A 13,782-nucleotide genomic window follows, 5' to 3' on the forward strand; every position below is an offset into this window, starting at 1 on the left:
ACAGTGATTGTTTGGACGGTTGCCAATCAGAAGGGTGGAGTCGGTAAAACCACCACGGTCGTCTCCCTGGCGGGCATTCTGGCCCAGCGTGGCCAGCGGGTGCTGCTGATCGACACCGATCCCCACGCCTCCCTGACCTCGTATTTCGATTTTGACTCGGACCGGCTGGAAGGCACCCTCTACGAGCTGTTCCAGGCGGCCAAGCCCAGTGCCGAGCTGGTCAACCGGATGACCCTGAAGACCAAGTTCGAGAACATCCACCTGCTGCCCGCCTCCATCACGCTGGCGACCCTGGACAGGGTCATGGGCAACCGGGAAGGCATGGGGCTGGTGCTCAAGCGTGCCCTGTTGCGGGTGCAGGACCAGTATGACTATGTGCTCATCGACTGCCCGCCCGTGCTGGGGGTGATGATGGTCAATGCGCTGGCGGCCTGCGATCGCATCCTGGTGCCAGTGCAGACCGAATTTTTGGCCTTGAAGGGGCTGGAGCGGATGATGAAGACCTTCGAGATCATGCAGCGATCCAAGCGGGACAAGTTCCGCTATACCGTGATCCCGACCATGTTCGACAAGCGTACCCGGGCCTCCCTGATGACGCTGCAGTCCATCAAGGAGCAGTATGGGGAGGCGGTGTGGAATGCGGTCATTCCCATCGACACCAAATTCCGGGATGCCAGCCTGCTGCACATACCCCCGTCCATCTATGCACCGGGCAGCCGTGGCACCTATGCCTACGAGACCCTGCTCAACAATCTCGATGCGCTTGAGCGTCAACGGACCCAGGAGGTGAAGCCATGAGAGAGACCACCCAGGTTCGGGCCATGGATGACTATTTCCACTCCCTGCTGCTCGATGATCTCCTGCTGCGGGACGATCCGGACGAGGAGGCGCCGGCCCCTGTGCTGCAGTTGCAGCCTCAGCCCGCCCCCTTGCCCGAGGTGGCTGCGGCCCCCTATCTCGAAGCCGACAGCCGGCTGGCGCAACTGAGCGAGCTGCTCGCCCAGGTGAGCCAGGTGCAGGATGAGATGGATGTCCTGAGCCATGAAGAGCTGCATGTCGAGCCCTTCCAGCTCGAGGTCGAGGCAGAGCCCGAGCCAGTCGAGGTGGCCCTGGTGACGCCCGAGGTGATCCCGGTGAGCGCCGAGCCCGTTGCCCTGGCACTGGCCGAACCCGTGCTGGCGGCGGAACCCGAGCCTGCCCCTGCGCCCTGGGAAAACCTGGATACCGGCAACGAGTTTCAGGCGCTCTTCTTCGACGTGGCCGGGGTGACCTTCGCCGTGCCCCTGACCGAGCTCGGCGGCATTCACCAGCTGGGGGAGGTGACTTCCCTGTTCGGCCAGCCGGGCTGGTACAAGGGGATCATGACCTCCCGGGAGCAGAAGATGAACGTGGTCGACACGGCCCAGTGGGTCATGCCGGGCCAGCATCTGGAGATAGACGAGTACAAATATCTGATTATGCTGGGGGAATCACCCTGGGGACTGGCCTGTCATCAGTTGAAGGGCACCGAACTGCTGCATCGGGATCAGGTGAAGTGGCGCCATCAGGAGGGGAAACGCCCCTGGCTGGCGGGCATGGTCAAGGAGAAGATGTGTGCCCTGCTGCACGTCAGGGAGCTCTTGGTGCTCCTTGGCCGAGGCGTGAACATCGAAGGCCGCTGACAACATCGGCACTGCCATGGTTTTATTGCTAATTTTACCCGTTGACGGGTTCATACAAGGATCAAGAAGATGACAGAGAAGCGCAATATTGCACAAAATCTGGCCGAGGACGAAGTGCTGCAGTGGGTGACCTTCCAGTTGGAAAACGAGACCTATGGCATCAACGTGATGCAGGTCCAGGAAGTGTTGCGCTACACCGAGATAGCCCCGGTCCCGGGTGCGCCCGACTATGTGCTGGGCATCATCAACCTGCGTGGCAACGTGGTGACCGTCATCGACACCCGCTCCCGCTTCGGCCTGCCGGCCGGTGATGTGAGCGAGAATTCGCGCATCGTCATCATAGAGGCGGAGAAGCAGGTGATCGGCATCATGGTGGACAGCGTGGCCGAGGTGGTCTATCTGCGCTCCTCCGAGATCGACGCCGCCCCGGCGGTGGGCACCGAGGAGAGCGCCAAGTTCATCCAGGGTGTCAGCAACCGCGACGGTCAGCTGCTGATCCTGGTGGATCTCAACAAGCTGCTCTCCGACGAAGAGTGGGACGATATCGGCTCCCTGTAACGGCGCGTCAAAAAGTGATACAACAGCGGTCCCGGATCTGCCCGCGGCACCTTGATGCCGAGCGGGACCCTGTGATGAGGAAGGTGACAGTTTGATGATTGAATTCGCAGCCTTGGGGTTGTCCTTGTTGGCGCTGGTGCTGGCCCTCTACGGTCTATTGGGTCACCGCCGCCGTCAGCGAGAGTCCGAGGCCAGGATGGAGACGCTGCAGGGGCAGCTCGAGAGTCTGCGCAAGCAGATGATGGAGCTGCATACCGGTGCCATCGGCATGGGTCAGCGCCTGCAATCCGCCGAAGGGGCCATGCAGAAGATCCAGGATAGCCAGCAGGAGTTGACCCTGCAGGATCCGGAGCGCCGCCTCTACAGCCGCGCCGCCAAGATGGTGGAGCTCGGCGCCGATCTCGACGAGGTGATGAGCGAATGCGAGTTGCCCCAGGCCGAAGCCGAGTTGCTGATCTCCCTGCGCAAGGGTCGCACCTGACCCCTGCTTCAGATCGAGAGGGGAGGCATGTGCCGCCCCTCTTTTCCCTGCCACATCTTCTTCTGCCGGTGCGCGATCTCCCCCACAAATCCTGTTGATTATTGGCATCTTTGAAAAGACGCCTCCGGATCCTGTGTTAAGATGCAGGCCGCCTCATTTTCAACGATTACACCCTCATGCTGCTTCAAGCCAACAATCTGAGCTGCGTGCGTGAAGATCGCACCCTGTTTGAACATCTCTCCTTCGCGGTGCGCTCGGGCGATCTGATGCAGATTGAAGGCCCCAACGGGGTGGGCAAGACCAGCCTGCTGCGGCTGCTGACCGGCCTCTCCCAACCCTTCGCGGGGGAGGTGTGCTGGAACGGGGAGAACATCCGCCACTGCCGGGATGAGTACCATGCCAGCCTGCTCTATCTGGGCCATCAGCCCGGCGTCAAGGCGACCCTGACCCCCCTGGAGAACCTCTCCTTCTATCAGAAGCTGCACGGCACGGCCGAGGCTTCCGTGGATCTCTGGCAGGTGCTGGCCCAGGTCGGCCTCGCCGGCTTCGAGGATTATCCCGCGGGCCAGCTCTCGGCCGGGCAGCAGCGGCGGGTGGCGCTGGCCAGGCTCTGGCTGTCTGAGCGCCCGGCGCTCTGGATCCTCGACGAGCCCTTCACCGCCATCGACAAGCAGGGGGTCAGGGTGCTGGAGCAACTGTTCCTGACCCACGCGGATCGGGGGGGCATGGTGGTGCTCACCACCCACCAGGATCTGACCCTGATGCAGGGGCGGCTCAAGACCCTGTCCCTGACCTCGCTGTTGCAGGAGTAGCCATGCTGCGCGCCGTCATACACCTTATTCACCGCGAGTTGCTGATGGCCCTGCGCCAGCGGGCCGACATCTTCAACCCGCTCTGGTTCTTCCTCATCGTCATCACCCTGTTTCCGCTGGGCATCGGGCCCGAGCCCCAGCTGCTGGCCCGCATCGCCCCGGGCATCATCTGGGTGGCGGCCCTGCTGGCGGCCATGCTCTCCCTGGAGCGGCTGTTTCGCGATGACTTCAGCGACGGCGCCCTGGAGCAGATGATGCTGATGCCTCATCCCCTCGGGCTGCTGGCGCTGGCGAAAGTGATCGCTCACTGGTTGCTGACCGGCCTGCCGCTGCTGCTGATCTCTCCGCTGCTCGCCATCCTGCTCTCCCTGGACATGAAGAGCTATCTGGCCGTGGTGGCCACCCTGGCCCTCGGCACCCCTGTGTTGAGCCTGCTCGGCGCCGTCGGGGTGGCGCTGACGGCAGGGCTGCGCAAGGGGGGCGTGCTGCTCAGCCTGCTGCTGCTGCCGCTCTATATCCCGGTGCTGATCTTCGCCACCTCCGCCATCGATGCGGCGAGCATGGGGTTGCCCTACGGGGGTCAGCTGGCGATCCTGGGGGCCATGCTGGTGGGGGCCCTGACCCTGACGCCCCTGGCCATCTCGGCGGCACTGCGGGTCAGCGTCAACTGATTAATTATCAAAAAAGCCTCTTTTGAGGCTGTTTTTTGAAAAATATAATTGAGATAGATCAAGGGGATGGCTGCTTATTGCTTTGGGGGGATATGATGTTTCCCGGCGGTGGGTATGGTAGGCCTCGCCACTTAAAAATTAATAACTGAAAGGTTCTGTGAGCTATGTGGAAATGGTTGCACCCTTATGCCAAACCCGAGCGCGCCTATGGGCTGGCCGGCACCCTGCTGCCCTGGTTTGTCGTGACAAGCCTGCTCGCCTTCATCATAGGCACCGTCTGGGGGCTGGCCTTTGCCCCCGCCGATTATCAGCAGGGTGACTCTTTCAGGATCATCTACATCCACGTGCCCGCCGCCATCCTCTCCATGGGGGCCTACTCCACCATGGCGGTGGCGGCCTTCATCGGCCTGGTGTGGCAACTGCGCATGGCGGACATGACGGTGGCGGCCATCGCCCCGGTGGGCGCCGTCTTCACCTTCATCGCCCTCTTCACCGGCGCCGCCTGGGGCAAGCCCATGTGGGGCACTTGGTGGGTGTGGGACGCGCGCCTCACCTCGGAACTTATCCTGCTGTTTCTCTACCTCGGCGTCATCGCCCTCTACAACGCCTTCAGCGACAAGGTAGTGGCGGGGCGCGCCGCCGGCATACTGGCGCTGGTGGGGGTGATCAACCTGCCCATCATTCACTACTCGGTGGAGTGGTGGAACACCCTGCACCAGGGCGCCTCTATCACCAAGTTTGACAAGCCCTCCATCTCCCCCGAGATGCTGTGGCCGCTGCTCATCATGATACTGGCGTTTGCCACCTTCCTCGGGGCCCTGACCCTGATGCGGTTCAGGAACGAGCTGCTGATGCGGGAGTGGCACCGCCCCTGGGTTGCCGACATCGCCAGACAGGAGAAGTAAGCATGCACTTTGCCTCATTCAGCGACTTCATGGCCATGGGCGGTTACGCCTTCTACGTCTGGCTCTCCTTCGGCCTGACCGCGATCTGCCTGGTCGGCATCGTCATTTCCACCCGGTTGAAAACCCGCAGCCTGCTCGGCGAATTGCGCAACAAGCAGGCCCGCGAGGCCCGTCGCAAGGCGGCCCAGCAGATGGAGAACACCTTATGAACCCGAGACGCAAGAAACGCCTCACCATCATTCTGGCCATCAGCCTGGGCCTCGCCAGCGTGACTGGCCTGGTGCTCTATGCCCTCAGCCAGAACATCGATCTCTTCTATACCCCAAGCGAATTGGTGGAAGGCAAGGGGCCGGACAAGATCAAGCCGGAAGAGGGTCAGCGCCTGCGCATCGGCGGCCTGGTGGTGCCGGGCTCGGTGCAGCGGGATCCCCAGAGCCTCAAGGTGGCCTTCAAGCTGGTGGACAACGGCGGCCATCTGGTGACGGTGGAGTTTGACGGCATACTGCCGGATCTCTTCCGGGAAGGGCAGGGCATAGTCGCCCAGGGCACCCTCAAGGATGCCAGCACGGTGGCCGCCTTCGAGGTGCTGGCCAAGCACGACGAGAACTACATGCCGCCGGAAGTGGCGGACGCCACCAATGGCATGCACTTCAAGCCCGAATATACCGAGGCGCAATTGCAGGGGGCCAAGCAATGACGTTGGCAGCCTTGACCTTGTGTTCACCTCGTTTCGCCGCCGGATCGGTATGTCTCACAGCGCCATCGAAAGGAAATAGTCAATGATCCCCGAAGTAGGGCAGTTCTCACCGTCTCATGCCTGTGCACCGGTTCTGGTCGCGGCGCAATTGAAAGGAAGTCAGCCATGATCCCTGAACTGGGGCAATTCGCACTGATCCTGGCCTTTGCCACCGCCCTGCTGCTGGGGATCTACCCGCTGATCGGCGCCCGACTGGGGCGTCTCGGCATGATGTCGGCGGCCCGTCCGCTCGCCTACAGCCAGTTCCTGCTGCTGCTGCTCTCCTTCCTCTGCCTCACCTGGGCCTTCGTCGACAACGACTTCACCGTGCAGTATGTGGCCACCAACTCCAACAGCCTGTTGCCGTTGCAGTACCGCATCTCGGCGGTGTGGGGGGCCCACGAGGGTTCCCTGCTGCTCTGGGTGCTGACCCTGGGGGGCTGGACCGCGGCCGTGGCCCTGTTCAGCCGCAGCCTGCCGCTGGATGCGGTGGCGCGGGTGCTGGGGGTGCTCGGCCTCATCTCGGTGGGCTTCACCGCCTTCGTGCTGTTCACCTCTGACCCCTTCACCCGCACCCTGCCGTACTTCCCGGTGGATGGGCGCGACCTCAACCCCTTGCTGCAGGATCCGGGCCTCATCTTCCACCCGCCGATGCTCTACATGGGCTACGTGGGCTTCTCGGTGGCCTTCGCCTTTGCCATCGCCTCCCTGATGACGGGGCGCCTCGACGCCACCTGGGCGCGCTGGTCCCGTCCCTGGACCATGGCGGCCTGGGTCTTCCTGACCCTTGGCATAGTGCTCGGCTCCTGGTGGGCCTATTACGAGCTCGGCTGGGGCGGCTGGTGGTTCTGGGATCCGGTGGAAAACGCCTCCTTCATGCCCTGGCTGGCGGGCACGGCCCTGCTCCATTCCCTGGCGGTGAGCGAGAAGCGCGCCACCTTCAAGGCCTGGACTGTGCTGCTGGCGCTCTCGGCCTTCTCCCTGAGCCTGCTGGGTACCTTCCTGGTGCGCTCCGGCGTGCTGGTGTCGGTCCATGCGTTTGCCTCCGATCCGACCCGCGGCCTCTTCATCCTGGGCTTCCTGCTGGCGGTGATCGGCAGCTCCTTGCTGCTGTTCGCCTTCAAGGGCTCCCAGGTGAAGAGCCACGGCAAGCACGAGCTCTGGAGTCGCGAGACCCTGCTGCTTGGCAACAACATCCTCTTGGTGGCGGGCCTGCTGACTGTGCTGCTCGGCACCCTGCTGCCCCTGGTGCACAAGGAGCTGGGGCTTGGCAGCATCTCCATCGGCACCCCCTTCTTCAACCACATCTACAGCTGGCTCATCATCCCGTTCGCCCTGCTGCTGGGAGTGGGGCCGCTGTTCCGCTGGCGCCGTCAGGAGCTTGGTGAGCTCAAGGGCAAGGTGGTGCTGGCCCTGGGGCTGAGCCTGGCCGCCGCCCTGCTGCTGCCGCAGCTCTTCGCCGGGGAGTTCAAGCCCTGGGCCGCGCTCGGCATAGGCCTGGGCAGCTGGATCATCATCACCAGCATCCAGGAGACCTGGGTGCGCGCCACCCACAAGCACGGCTTTGCCACCGGGGTACGCAAACTCGGCAACAGCCACTGGGCCATGATCCTCGGCCACGTGGGGCTCGCGGTCAGCATCATCGGCATCGCCTGCACCCAGAACTACAGCATCGAGAAGGACTTGCGGATGCAGGCCGGCGATCGGGTGCACTTCGCCGACTACGAATTCGTGTTTGCCGGCATCAGCGAAAAGAACGGCCCCAACTACGACGGTTTCAAGGGGGTGCTGGAGGTGCACAGGAACGGCAAGCAGATAGCCCTGCTCAAGCCCGAGAAGCGGATGTACAAGGTCAGTCGCATGCCGATGACCGAAGCCGCCATCGATGCCGGCTTCACCCGGGATCTCTATGCGGCGCTGGGCGAGCAGCTCGACAACGGCGCCTGGGCGGTGCGGATCTACTACAAGCCCTTCGTGCGCTGGATCTGGTTCGGCGGCGTCTTCATGGCCATCGGCGGCGTGCTGGCAATGCTGGACAAACGCTACCGGTTCGGCCGTCGTGACGAGGAGACCAAGGCATGAGCAAGAAGACCTGGCTGTTTCTGCTGCCCTTCATCATCTTCCTGATGGGGGCCGTGTTCCTGTTCAAGGGGCTCTACTCGGACCCCACCAAGCTGGAATCCGTGATGGTGGACAAGGAGGTGCCCGTGTTCACCCTGCAGGACATCTACGACCTCGACAAGCAGCATGACAGGAGCATCTTCAAGGGGCGTCCCATGCTGCTCAACGTCTGGGCCACCTGGTGCCCGACCTGCTATGGGGAGCACACCTACCTCAAGCAGCTGGCGGGGCAGGGCATTCCCATCGTCGGCATGAACTACAAGGATGAGCGGGACAAGGCGATCAAGTGGCTGGCGGAGCTCGGCAACCCCTATGAGGTCAACCTCTATGATCCGGACGGCATGCTGGGGCTGGATCTGGGGGTCTACGGCGCCCCCGAGACCTTCTTCATCGACAGCCAGGGCATCATCCGTTATCGCCACGTGGGGGACGTCAATCCCGAGGTCTGGGCCTCGACCCTCAAACCCATCTTCGAGGCCATGAAGTGAGGGCAACTCTGATGAAAACGCTTATTGCATCCCTGTTGCTGCTGGCGGGCCTGCTGGGTGCCGGCCAGGCTCGCGCCGCCATCGACGTCTACACCTTCGACAGCGATGCCCAGGAGCAGACCTTCCGCGAGCTGACCAAGGAGCTGCGCTGCCCCAAGTGCCAGAACCAGGACATCGCCGACTCCAATGCGGGGCTCGCCAAGGATCTGAGGGACAAGACCTACCAGATGGTGCGGGAAGGCAAGGAGAAGCAGGAGGTGGTGGATTACATGGTGGCCCGTTACGGCAACTTCATCCTCTATGATCCCCCCCTGATGGCCTCCACCCTGATCCTCTGGCTCGGCCCCCTGCTGGTCATCGTCATCGGTGCCGCCACTGTGGTGGTGCGCAGCCGCCGTGCCCCGGCGGCGACAAAACGAATGGATAACGCCCTGAGCGAAGAAGAGCGGCGCCGTCTGGCCGAGCTGCTCAAAGAGGAAGAGAAACAATGACCGCATTTTGGATAGTGATCGCGGCCCTGCTGGCGCTGGCGAGCCTGGCGTTGATCCTGCCGCTGTGGCGCGGCGAGGGTCGCCAGAGCATCAGCCGTTCGGCCCTCAACAAGCAGCTCTACCGTCAGCGTCTGCGGGAGATAGGAGAGGAGCGTGAGCAGGGGATACTGGCCGAGGAGTCCGAGTCTCTGGTGGAGCTGCAACGCAGCCTGCTGGACGACATCCCCGACGTGGAGCAGAGCGCCCGCGGCGGCAAGAGCCTGACCTGGATCCCGGGTGTGCTGGTGCTGGTGGTGGTGAGTCTGGGGCTCTATTACCAGCTGGGGGCCTGGCAGGAGGTGAGCCGTTGGCAGGATGCCAGCAGCCGTCTTGGTGAGCTCAGTAACCGCATCCTGGTGGAGCGGGATGCCGAGGTGACAGAGCAGGATCTGCTGGATTTCACCTTAGGCCTGCGTACCCGCCTCAAGGATGAACCGAACGACTACCGCGGCTGGCTGCTGCTGGGGCGTCTGACCCTGGATGGCAACGACCCCGAGATGGCCCGCGAGGCGCTGGAACGGGCCTACTCCCTGGCCCCGCAGAAGGCCATGGTGGCGGTGCCCTATGCTCAGGCCCTGATGATGACGGGGGAGGAGGCCAGGGCGGATCAGCTGCTGCAGGCGGCCATCGCCCAGGATCCGGCCAACATAGAGGCGCGCTCGGTCCATGCCTTCATGGCGCTGCAGAAAGAGGACTTCCAGACCGCGCTGGTGCGCTGGCGAGCCATGTTGCCGCTGCTGGAGCAGGGCTCGACCCGTCACGCCATGGTGGAGCGCTCCATCGAGTATGCCGAGCAGCAACTGCGTCAGCGCGGCATCGCCGTGACAGCCGCACCCGCCGCCCAGGCCGAGCAGGGTAATGCCCAGGTAGTGGCGGTGAAGGAGGGAGAGTATCCCCTGCACATCACTCTGGCGCCGGGCATCCAGCTGCCGGAGGATGCCCACCTGTTCGTCTTTGCGGTGATCCCCAATGGCCCGCCCATGCCCATCGCGGTCAAGCGCATCCCGGGTCCGCAGTTGCCCCTCACCCTGTCACTGGGGGATGGGGATGCCATGATAGAGGGGAGCAAGCTGGCGGCCTATCCCGAGCTGCAGTTCAAGGCTCGCCTCTCCCGGGGCGGCAACGTCATGAACAAGGAAGGCGCCTTCGAGGGGGTCTCGGTCACAGTGCCGACCACCACCATCCCCACAGCGCCGATTGACATCCGCATCGATCACGCACTCTAATACCCCCTTGGCCCGACCCCGGGACGGGGCGGGCCTACCTATAATCCATAAAGATTCCCAAAAAAGCTTAGGACTTTCATATGTATCTGCGTTCAGGAGCATTGGCAGTGGCACTGCTGTTGGGGGGCTGTGCCGGTGGCCCTCCCAAGCCGGGCCCAGAGAGCCTGGATCTCAACGAAACCCCCAGTCGCCCCGGGGCGACCAGCACGGCCAGCGATCCCCGCGATCCCTTCCAGGGGGCGAACCGTGCCATGTGGGCCATCAACTACGACGTGCTGGAACCCTATGTGGCCCGGCCCGTGGTCCATGGCTACGCCCGCTATGTGCCGCAGGGGATGAAGGACGGCATCGACAACCTGGTGGAGAACTTCGACGAGCCAAGCAGCATGATCAACCACCTGCTGGTCGGCGATCTGAAGGGAGCGGGGACCAACCTGGGCCGCTTCACCCTCAACACCACCATAGGTCTGCTGGGGATCTTCGACGTGGCCAAGCATGCCGGCCTCGAGCGCAACATGCTGGAGATGGATACTGTGCTCGGCAAGGCGGACATCGGGGATGGCGCCTACATCATGGTGCCCGTCTACGGCCCGACCACCACTCGCGAGCTGGTGGGGGACACCATCGATACCCTCTACTTCCCCTACGCCCTGCTGACCTTCCCGATGAAGTTCGTGCACTGGGCGCTGGATGGCCTGGGTACGCGCTCCAAGCTGATCGATCAGGAGCGGATCATCGACAATGCGCTCGATCCTTATGCCCTGACCAAGGACTTCTACCTGCAGTACAACGACGGCAAGGTGACGGGTCGCCAGCCTGAGCACAAGCAGCAGGGCCAGCAGGAGGATGACAGCAACCTGGACGAGTATCTGGACGAGATAGACCAGTAACGACCCATGGTTATCAGAAAGGCGCCCATGGCGCCTTTTTCGTTGCCTGTTCGCCATAAAAAAACGCCCCGCAGTGCGGGGCGTTTTGGCGAGAAGAGGCTATCAGGCAGCCAGGTTCTTGGCCACGAATTCCCAGTTGACCAGGGCCCAGAAGGTTTCCATGTACTTCGGACGCAGGTTGCGGAAATCGATGTAGTAGGCGTGCTCCCACAGGTCGACGGTCAGCAGCGGGGTGGTCCCGGCTTCGGTCAGCGGGCAGCCGGCGTTGGAGGTGTTGACGATGGCCAGGGAGCCGTCGGCTTTCTTCACCAGCCAGGTCCAGCTGGAGCCGAAGTTACCGATGGCAGACTTGGTGAACGCATCCTTGAACTCGGCGAAGGAGCCGAACGCCTTGTTGATGGCATCGGCCAGGGCGCCGGTGGGCTCGCCACCGCCGTTCGGGGAGAGGCAGTGCCAGTAGAAGGTGTGGTTCCAGATCTGGGCGGCGTTGTTGAAGACACCGCCAGTGGAGGTCTTGATGATCTCTTCCAGAGACTTGCCTTCAAACTCGGTACCCGACACCAGGTTGTTCAGGTTGACCACGTAGGTGTTGTGGTGCTTGCCGTGGTGATATTCCAGGGTTTCCTGGGAGATGTGCGGTTCCAGAGCATTGATTGCATAGGGCAGAGCGGGAAGTTCGAAAGCCATTTTCTACTCTCCATTGGCTGGGCCGTGCGAAGGCGACGGTTGCAAGACATTGCGTACTCTTTTCTATGTTGAAAAGAATTGTTCTTGAAATGATGGGGCCAGACGGCCCAAAGCCCGTCGATTGTAGCAGCATCAAAGATGGGCGAACAACTCTTGATTCTCGCCATGATCCGGATCAAGCTGCGGCGTATTGATTCATCACTTCTTGCATTCGGGACGGTTTGCCAGTTTGTGGTCTGCCCGGTTTGCAGTAGAATGGCCGCCGAAATCGCTCTAGTGAGGCATTTATGGAAACTATTGAAAAGATCAAACAGCAACTGGCTGAGAATCCCATCATCCTGTACATGAAGGGATCCCCCAAGCTACCCAGCTGCGGTTTCTCTGCCCAGGCCTCCCAGGCCCTGATGTCCTGTGGCGAGCCCTTTGCTTACGTCGACATCCTGCAAAACCCGGACATCCGTGCCGAGCTGCCGAAATTTGCCAACTGGCCGACCTTCCCGCAGCTGTGGGTGGAAGGTGAGCTGGTCGGTGGTTGCGACATCATGATCGAGATGTTCCAGGCTGGCGAGCTGCAGACCCTGATCAAGGAAGTCGCCGCCAAGCACAAGCAGGATGATGCCGCCGCCGAATAAGGTCGCATCCGCATCATGCAAAAAGGGGAGCCAATGGCTCCCCTTTTCTATGGGTGCGCAGGGCCTTAGGCGATCCGTTCGATACGGGCCATGTAGAAACCGTCGAAGCCGGTCTCTGAGGGGCTGACGGTGTGGTCATCCCGCAGGCGATAGTTCTCGTTGGCCGCGAGGAACTTGTCCACCTGCTGGCGGTTCTCCTCTGGCAGGATGGAGCAGGTTGCATAGACCAGCAGGCCGCCCACCTTCACCATCTGGCTGTAGCGCTGCAGGATCTCTTCTTGCAGCGCGACCAGCACCGGCAGACGCTCGGCGGTGTCGCGCCACTTGGCATCCGGATTGCGCTTGAGCACGCCAAGACCGGAGCAGGGCACGTCCAGCAGCACGCGATCGGCGCTCTCCTTGAGGCGCTTGACGGTCTTGCTGCTGGTGATGACCCGGGTTTCCACATTGTGGGCACCGGCGCGACGGGCACGCTGCTTGAGGTTCTCCAGCTTCCACTCTTCCACGTCCATCGCCAGCAGGCGGCCCTTGCCTTCCATCATGGCGGCGATGTGCAGTGTCTTGCCACCGGCACCGGCGCAGGCGTCGATGACCCGCATGCCCGGGGTCACTTCCAGGGCGGCGGCGACCAGCTGGGAGCCGGCATCCTGCTGCTCGAAGCAGCCATCGGCAAAGGCCTTGGTGCGGAACAGGGCGGCGTCCGAGGTGACCTGCAGGGCAGTCTCCACACCGTCTACCGGAATGGTGGTGACATGCTCTTTGGCCAGAATGGCCTGCAGCTCTTCCCGGGTGCACTTGAGGGTGTTGACCCGCAGGTAGCGCTTGGGCATCCAGGCCAGGGCGGCACGCTCGGCAGGCCAGGCCTCCCCCAGCTGCTCGCTGCCCAGCTTCTCCAGCCAGCTCGGGCAACCATCCATCAGCACCGGGTTCTTTTTGGCCTCGGTCAGACGGCGACGGAATGCCTCTTCATTGAAGCGATCCAGGGTCGGGTTGTTGGGCTGGGCAATCTTGTGGAAGGCGTGCCAGCTGTGCAGCAGCGGCCAGACATTCTTTTCGGCCTGACGGACCTGGATGCCGGTCAGGAAGCAATAGAGGCTGAGACGACGCAGCAGGTCGCCGGTGACCAGGGCAATCCTTGCCTGTTCTTGCGGTTTGAGTTCGATGCCGGAGAAGTGACGGGCATAAGCGCGGTCCAGGGTGAGACCCTGACCGAGTACATCGTCAACAATGGCAACGACCAGATCCCCGAAACGGGGCAACAGTGGGGATTTGAGCATGAGATTAACCTTGGCCAAAAAAGGATGAACCGGCCCGTGACACAGGAGGGTTCTGAAACGGACAAATCCGCGCCATGATAGGGGCTAGACTGCATTGGTGCAACCGT

General features: G+C 62.5%; 17 protein-coding genes. 15 read left to right on the forward strand and 2 right to left on the reverse strand.

What is annotated here, in order from left to right; all coding sequences use genetic code 11:
- Window positions 1-3 precede the first annotated feature (3 nt).
- The 14 genes from HB860_RS04210 (at window position 4) to HB860_RS04275 (ending at window position 11,079) form a co-directional block, all read left to right on the forward strand.
- On the forward strand, window positions 4-798 hold the full coding sequence (locus HB860_RS04210) for a ParA family protein (protein ID WP_139435283.1): 795 nt from the start codon (window positions 4-6) through the stop codon (window positions 796-798).
- A complete protein-coding gene (locus HB860_RS04215) occupies window positions 795-1,661 on the forward strand; it encodes a chemotaxis protein CheW (RefSeq protein WP_247625820.1) in 867 nt (288 codons plus the stop codon). Before HB860_RS04210 ends, HB860_RS04215 begins: the two co-directional genes overlap by 4 nt.
- Window positions 1,662-1,730: 69 nt before the next feature.
- Window positions 1,731-2,219 carry a chemotaxis protein CheW gene (locus HB860_RS04220; RefSeq protein WP_005333026.1) on the forward strand — a complete coding sequence of 163 codons (489 nt, stop codon included), beginning with the start codon at window positions 1,731-1,733 and terminating at the stop codon, window positions 2,217-2,219.
- Between the two features lie 94 nt (window positions 2,220-2,313).
- The gene (locus HB860_RS04225; protein WP_139435279.1) at window positions 2,314-2,700 is read left to right on the forward strand and encodes a DUF2802 domain-containing protein; all 387 of its coding nucleotides are present in this window, start codon (window positions 2,314-2,316) and stop codon (window positions 2,698-2,700) included.
- A 176-nt stretch (window positions 2,701-2,876) separates the two neighbouring features.
- Entirely contained in the window at window positions 2,877-3,512 is a 636-nt protein-coding gene (gene ccmA, locus HB860_RS04230; protein WP_139435277.1) for a cytochrome c biogenesis heme-transporting ATPase CcmA, read from the forward strand.
- A 2-nt stretch (window positions 3,513-3,514) separates the two neighbouring features.
- The gene (ccmB, locus tag HB860_RS04235; protein WP_202046404.1) at window positions 3,515-4,183 is read left to right on the forward strand and encodes a heme exporter protein CcmB; all 669 of its coding nucleotides are present in this window, start codon (window positions 3,515-3,517) and stop codon (window positions 4,181-4,183) included.
- Window positions 4,184-4,347: 164 nt separating this feature from the next.
- Window positions 4,348-5,088 carry a heme ABC transporter permease gene (locus tag HB860_RS04240; protein ID WP_025326267.1) on the forward strand — a complete coding sequence of 247 codons (741 nt, stop codon included), beginning with the start codon at window positions 4,348-4,350 and terminating at the stop codon, window positions 5,086-5,088.
- Between the two features lie 2 nt (window positions 5,089-5,090).
- A complete protein-coding gene (gene ccmD, locus HB860_RS04245) occupies window positions 5,091-5,297 on the forward strand; it encodes a heme exporter protein CcmD (RefSeq protein WP_202046403.1) in 207 nt (68 codons plus the stop codon).
- Window positions 5,294-5,785, forward strand: a complete 492-nt coding sequence (gene ccmE, locus HB860_RS04250) for a cytochrome c maturation protein CcmE (protein WP_139435273.1) — start codon at window positions 5,294-5,296, stop codon at window positions 5,783-5,785. The genes ccmD and ccmE overlap by 4 nt, the downstream gene beginning before the upstream one ends.
- A gap of 165 nt (window positions 5,786-5,950) precedes the next feature.
- Window positions 5,951-7,906, forward strand: a complete 1,956-nt coding sequence (locus HB860_RS04255; RefSeq protein WP_247625821.1) for a heme lyase CcmF/NrfE family subunit — start codon at window positions 5,951-5,953, stop codon at window positions 7,904-7,906.
- On the forward strand, window positions 7,903-8,433 hold the full coding sequence (locus HB860_RS04260; RefSeq protein WP_139435269.1) for a DsbE family thiol:disulfide interchange protein: 531 nt from the start codon (window positions 7,903-7,905) through the stop codon (window positions 8,431-8,433). The genes HB860_RS04255 and HB860_RS04260 overlap by 4 nt, the downstream gene beginning before the upstream one ends.
- 11 nt (window positions 8,434-8,444) lie before the next feature.
- The gene (locus HB860_RS04265) at window positions 8,445-8,924 is read left to right on the forward strand and encodes a cytochrome c-type biogenesis protein (protein ID WP_247625822.1); all 480 of its coding nucleotides are present in this window, start codon (window positions 8,445-8,447) and stop codon (window positions 8,922-8,924) included.
- Entirely contained in the window at window positions 8,921-10,189 is a 1,269-nt protein-coding gene (ccmI, locus tag HB860_RS04270; RefSeq protein WP_247625823.1) for a c-type cytochrome biogenesis protein CcmI, read from the forward strand. The genes HB860_RS04265 and ccmI overlap by 4 nt, the downstream gene beginning before the upstream one ends.
- Before the next feature lie 80 nt (window positions 10,190-10,269).
- On the forward strand, window positions 10,270-11,079 hold the full coding sequence (locus HB860_RS04275; protein WP_247625824.1) for an MlaA family lipoprotein: 810 nt from the start codon (window positions 10,270-10,272) through the stop codon (window positions 11,077-11,079).
- Window positions 11,080-11,181: 102 nt separating this feature from the next.
- Here HB860_RS04275 and sodB read toward each other — a convergent pair whose 3' ends face one another.
- Complete coding sequence (sodB, locus tag HB860_RS04280; RefSeq protein WP_247625825.1) at window positions 11,182-11,766, reverse strand: superoxide dismutase [Fe]; 585 nt, start codon at window positions 11,764-11,766, stop codon at window positions 11,182-11,184.
- Window positions 11,767-12,053: 287 nt separating this feature from the next.
- Here sodB and HB860_RS04285 point away from each other — a divergent pair, with 287 nt between their 5' ends.
- Window positions 12,054-12,398 (forward strand): Grx4 family monothiol glutaredoxin, encoded by a 345-nt coding sequence (locus tag HB860_RS04285; protein WP_139435261.1) that lies wholly within the window; start codon window positions 12,054-12,056, stop codon window positions 12,396-12,398.
- Window positions 12,399-12,463: 65 nt separating this feature from the next.
- Here the strand turns inward: HB860_RS04285 and HB860_RS04290 are convergent, their stop codons facing one another.
- Window positions 12,464-13,675, reverse strand: a complete 1,212-nt coding sequence (locus HB860_RS04290; protein WP_247625826.1) for an RsmB/NOP family class I SAM-dependent RNA methyltransferase — start codon at window positions 13,673-13,675, stop codon at window positions 12,464-12,466.
- Window positions 13,676-13,782: the final 107 nt, after the last annotated feature.

This window comes from Aeromonas genomosp. paramedia (assembly GCF_023093515.1).
GTDB lineage: Bacteria > Pseudomonadota > Gammaproteobacteria > Enterobacterales > Aeromonadaceae > Aeromonas.

Bases quoted from the DNA above. Each gene is read 5' to 3' on its own strand.
- HB860_RS04215 (WP_247625820.1), top strand. From the start codon at position 795: ATGAGAGAGACCACCCAGGTTCGGGCCATGGATGACTATTTCCACTCC.
- HB860_RS04220 (WP_005333026.1), top strand. From the start codon at position 1,731: ATGACAGAGAAGCGCAATATTGCACAAAATCTGGCCGAGGACGAAGTG.
- HB860_RS04225 (WP_139435279.1), top strand. From the start codon at position 2,314: ATGATTGAATTCGCAGCCTTGGGGTTGTCCTTGTTGGCGCTGGTGCTG.
- ccmA (WP_139435277.1), top strand. From the start codon at position 2,877: ATGCTGCTTCAAGCCAACAATCTGAGCTGCGTGCGTGAAGATCGCACC.
- ccmB (WP_202046404.1), top strand. From the start codon at position 3,515: ATGCTGCGCGCCGTCATACACCTTATTCACCGCGAGTTGCTGATGGCC.
- HB860_RS04240 (WP_025326267.1), top strand. From the start codon at position 4,348: ATGTGGAAATGGTTGCACCCTTATGCCAAACCCGAGCGCGCCTATGGG.
- ccmD (WP_202046403.1), top strand. From the start codon at position 5,091: ATGCACTTTGCCTCATTCAGCGACTTCATGGCCATGGGCGGTTACGCC.
- ccmE (WP_139435273.1), top strand. From the start codon at position 5,294: ATGAACCCGAGACGCAAGAAACGCCTCACCATCATTCTGGCCATCAGC.
- HB860_RS04255 (WP_247625821.1), top strand. From the start codon at position 5,951: ATGATCCCTGAACTGGGGCAATTCGCACTGATCCTGGCCTTTGCCACC.
- HB860_RS04260 (WP_139435269.1), top strand. From the start codon at position 7,903: ATGAGCAAGAAGACCTGGCTGTTTCTGCTGCCCTTCATCATCTTCCTG.
- HB860_RS04265 (WP_247625822.1), top strand. From the start codon at position 8,445: ATGAAAACGCTTATTGCATCCCTGTTGCTGCTGGCGGGCCTGCTGGGT.
- ccmI (WP_247625823.1), top strand. From the start codon at position 8,921: ATGACCGCATTTTGGATAGTGATCGCGGCCCTGCTGGCGCTGGCGAGC.
- HB860_RS04275 (WP_247625824.1), top strand. From the start codon at position 10,270: ATGTATCTGCGTTCAGGAGCATTGGCAGTGGCACTGCTGTTGGGGGGC.
- sodB (WP_247625825.1), bottom strand. From the start codon at position 11,766: ATGGCTTTCGAACTTCCCGCTCTGCCCTATGCAATCAATGCTCTGGAA.
- HB860_RS04285 (WP_139435261.1), top strand. From the start codon at position 12,054: ATGGAAACTATTGAAAAGATCAAACAGCAACTGGCTGAGAATCCCATC.
- HB860_RS04290 (WP_247625826.1), bottom strand. From the start codon at position 13,675: ATGCTCAAATCCCCACTGTTGCCCCGTTTCGGGGATCTGGTCGTTGCC.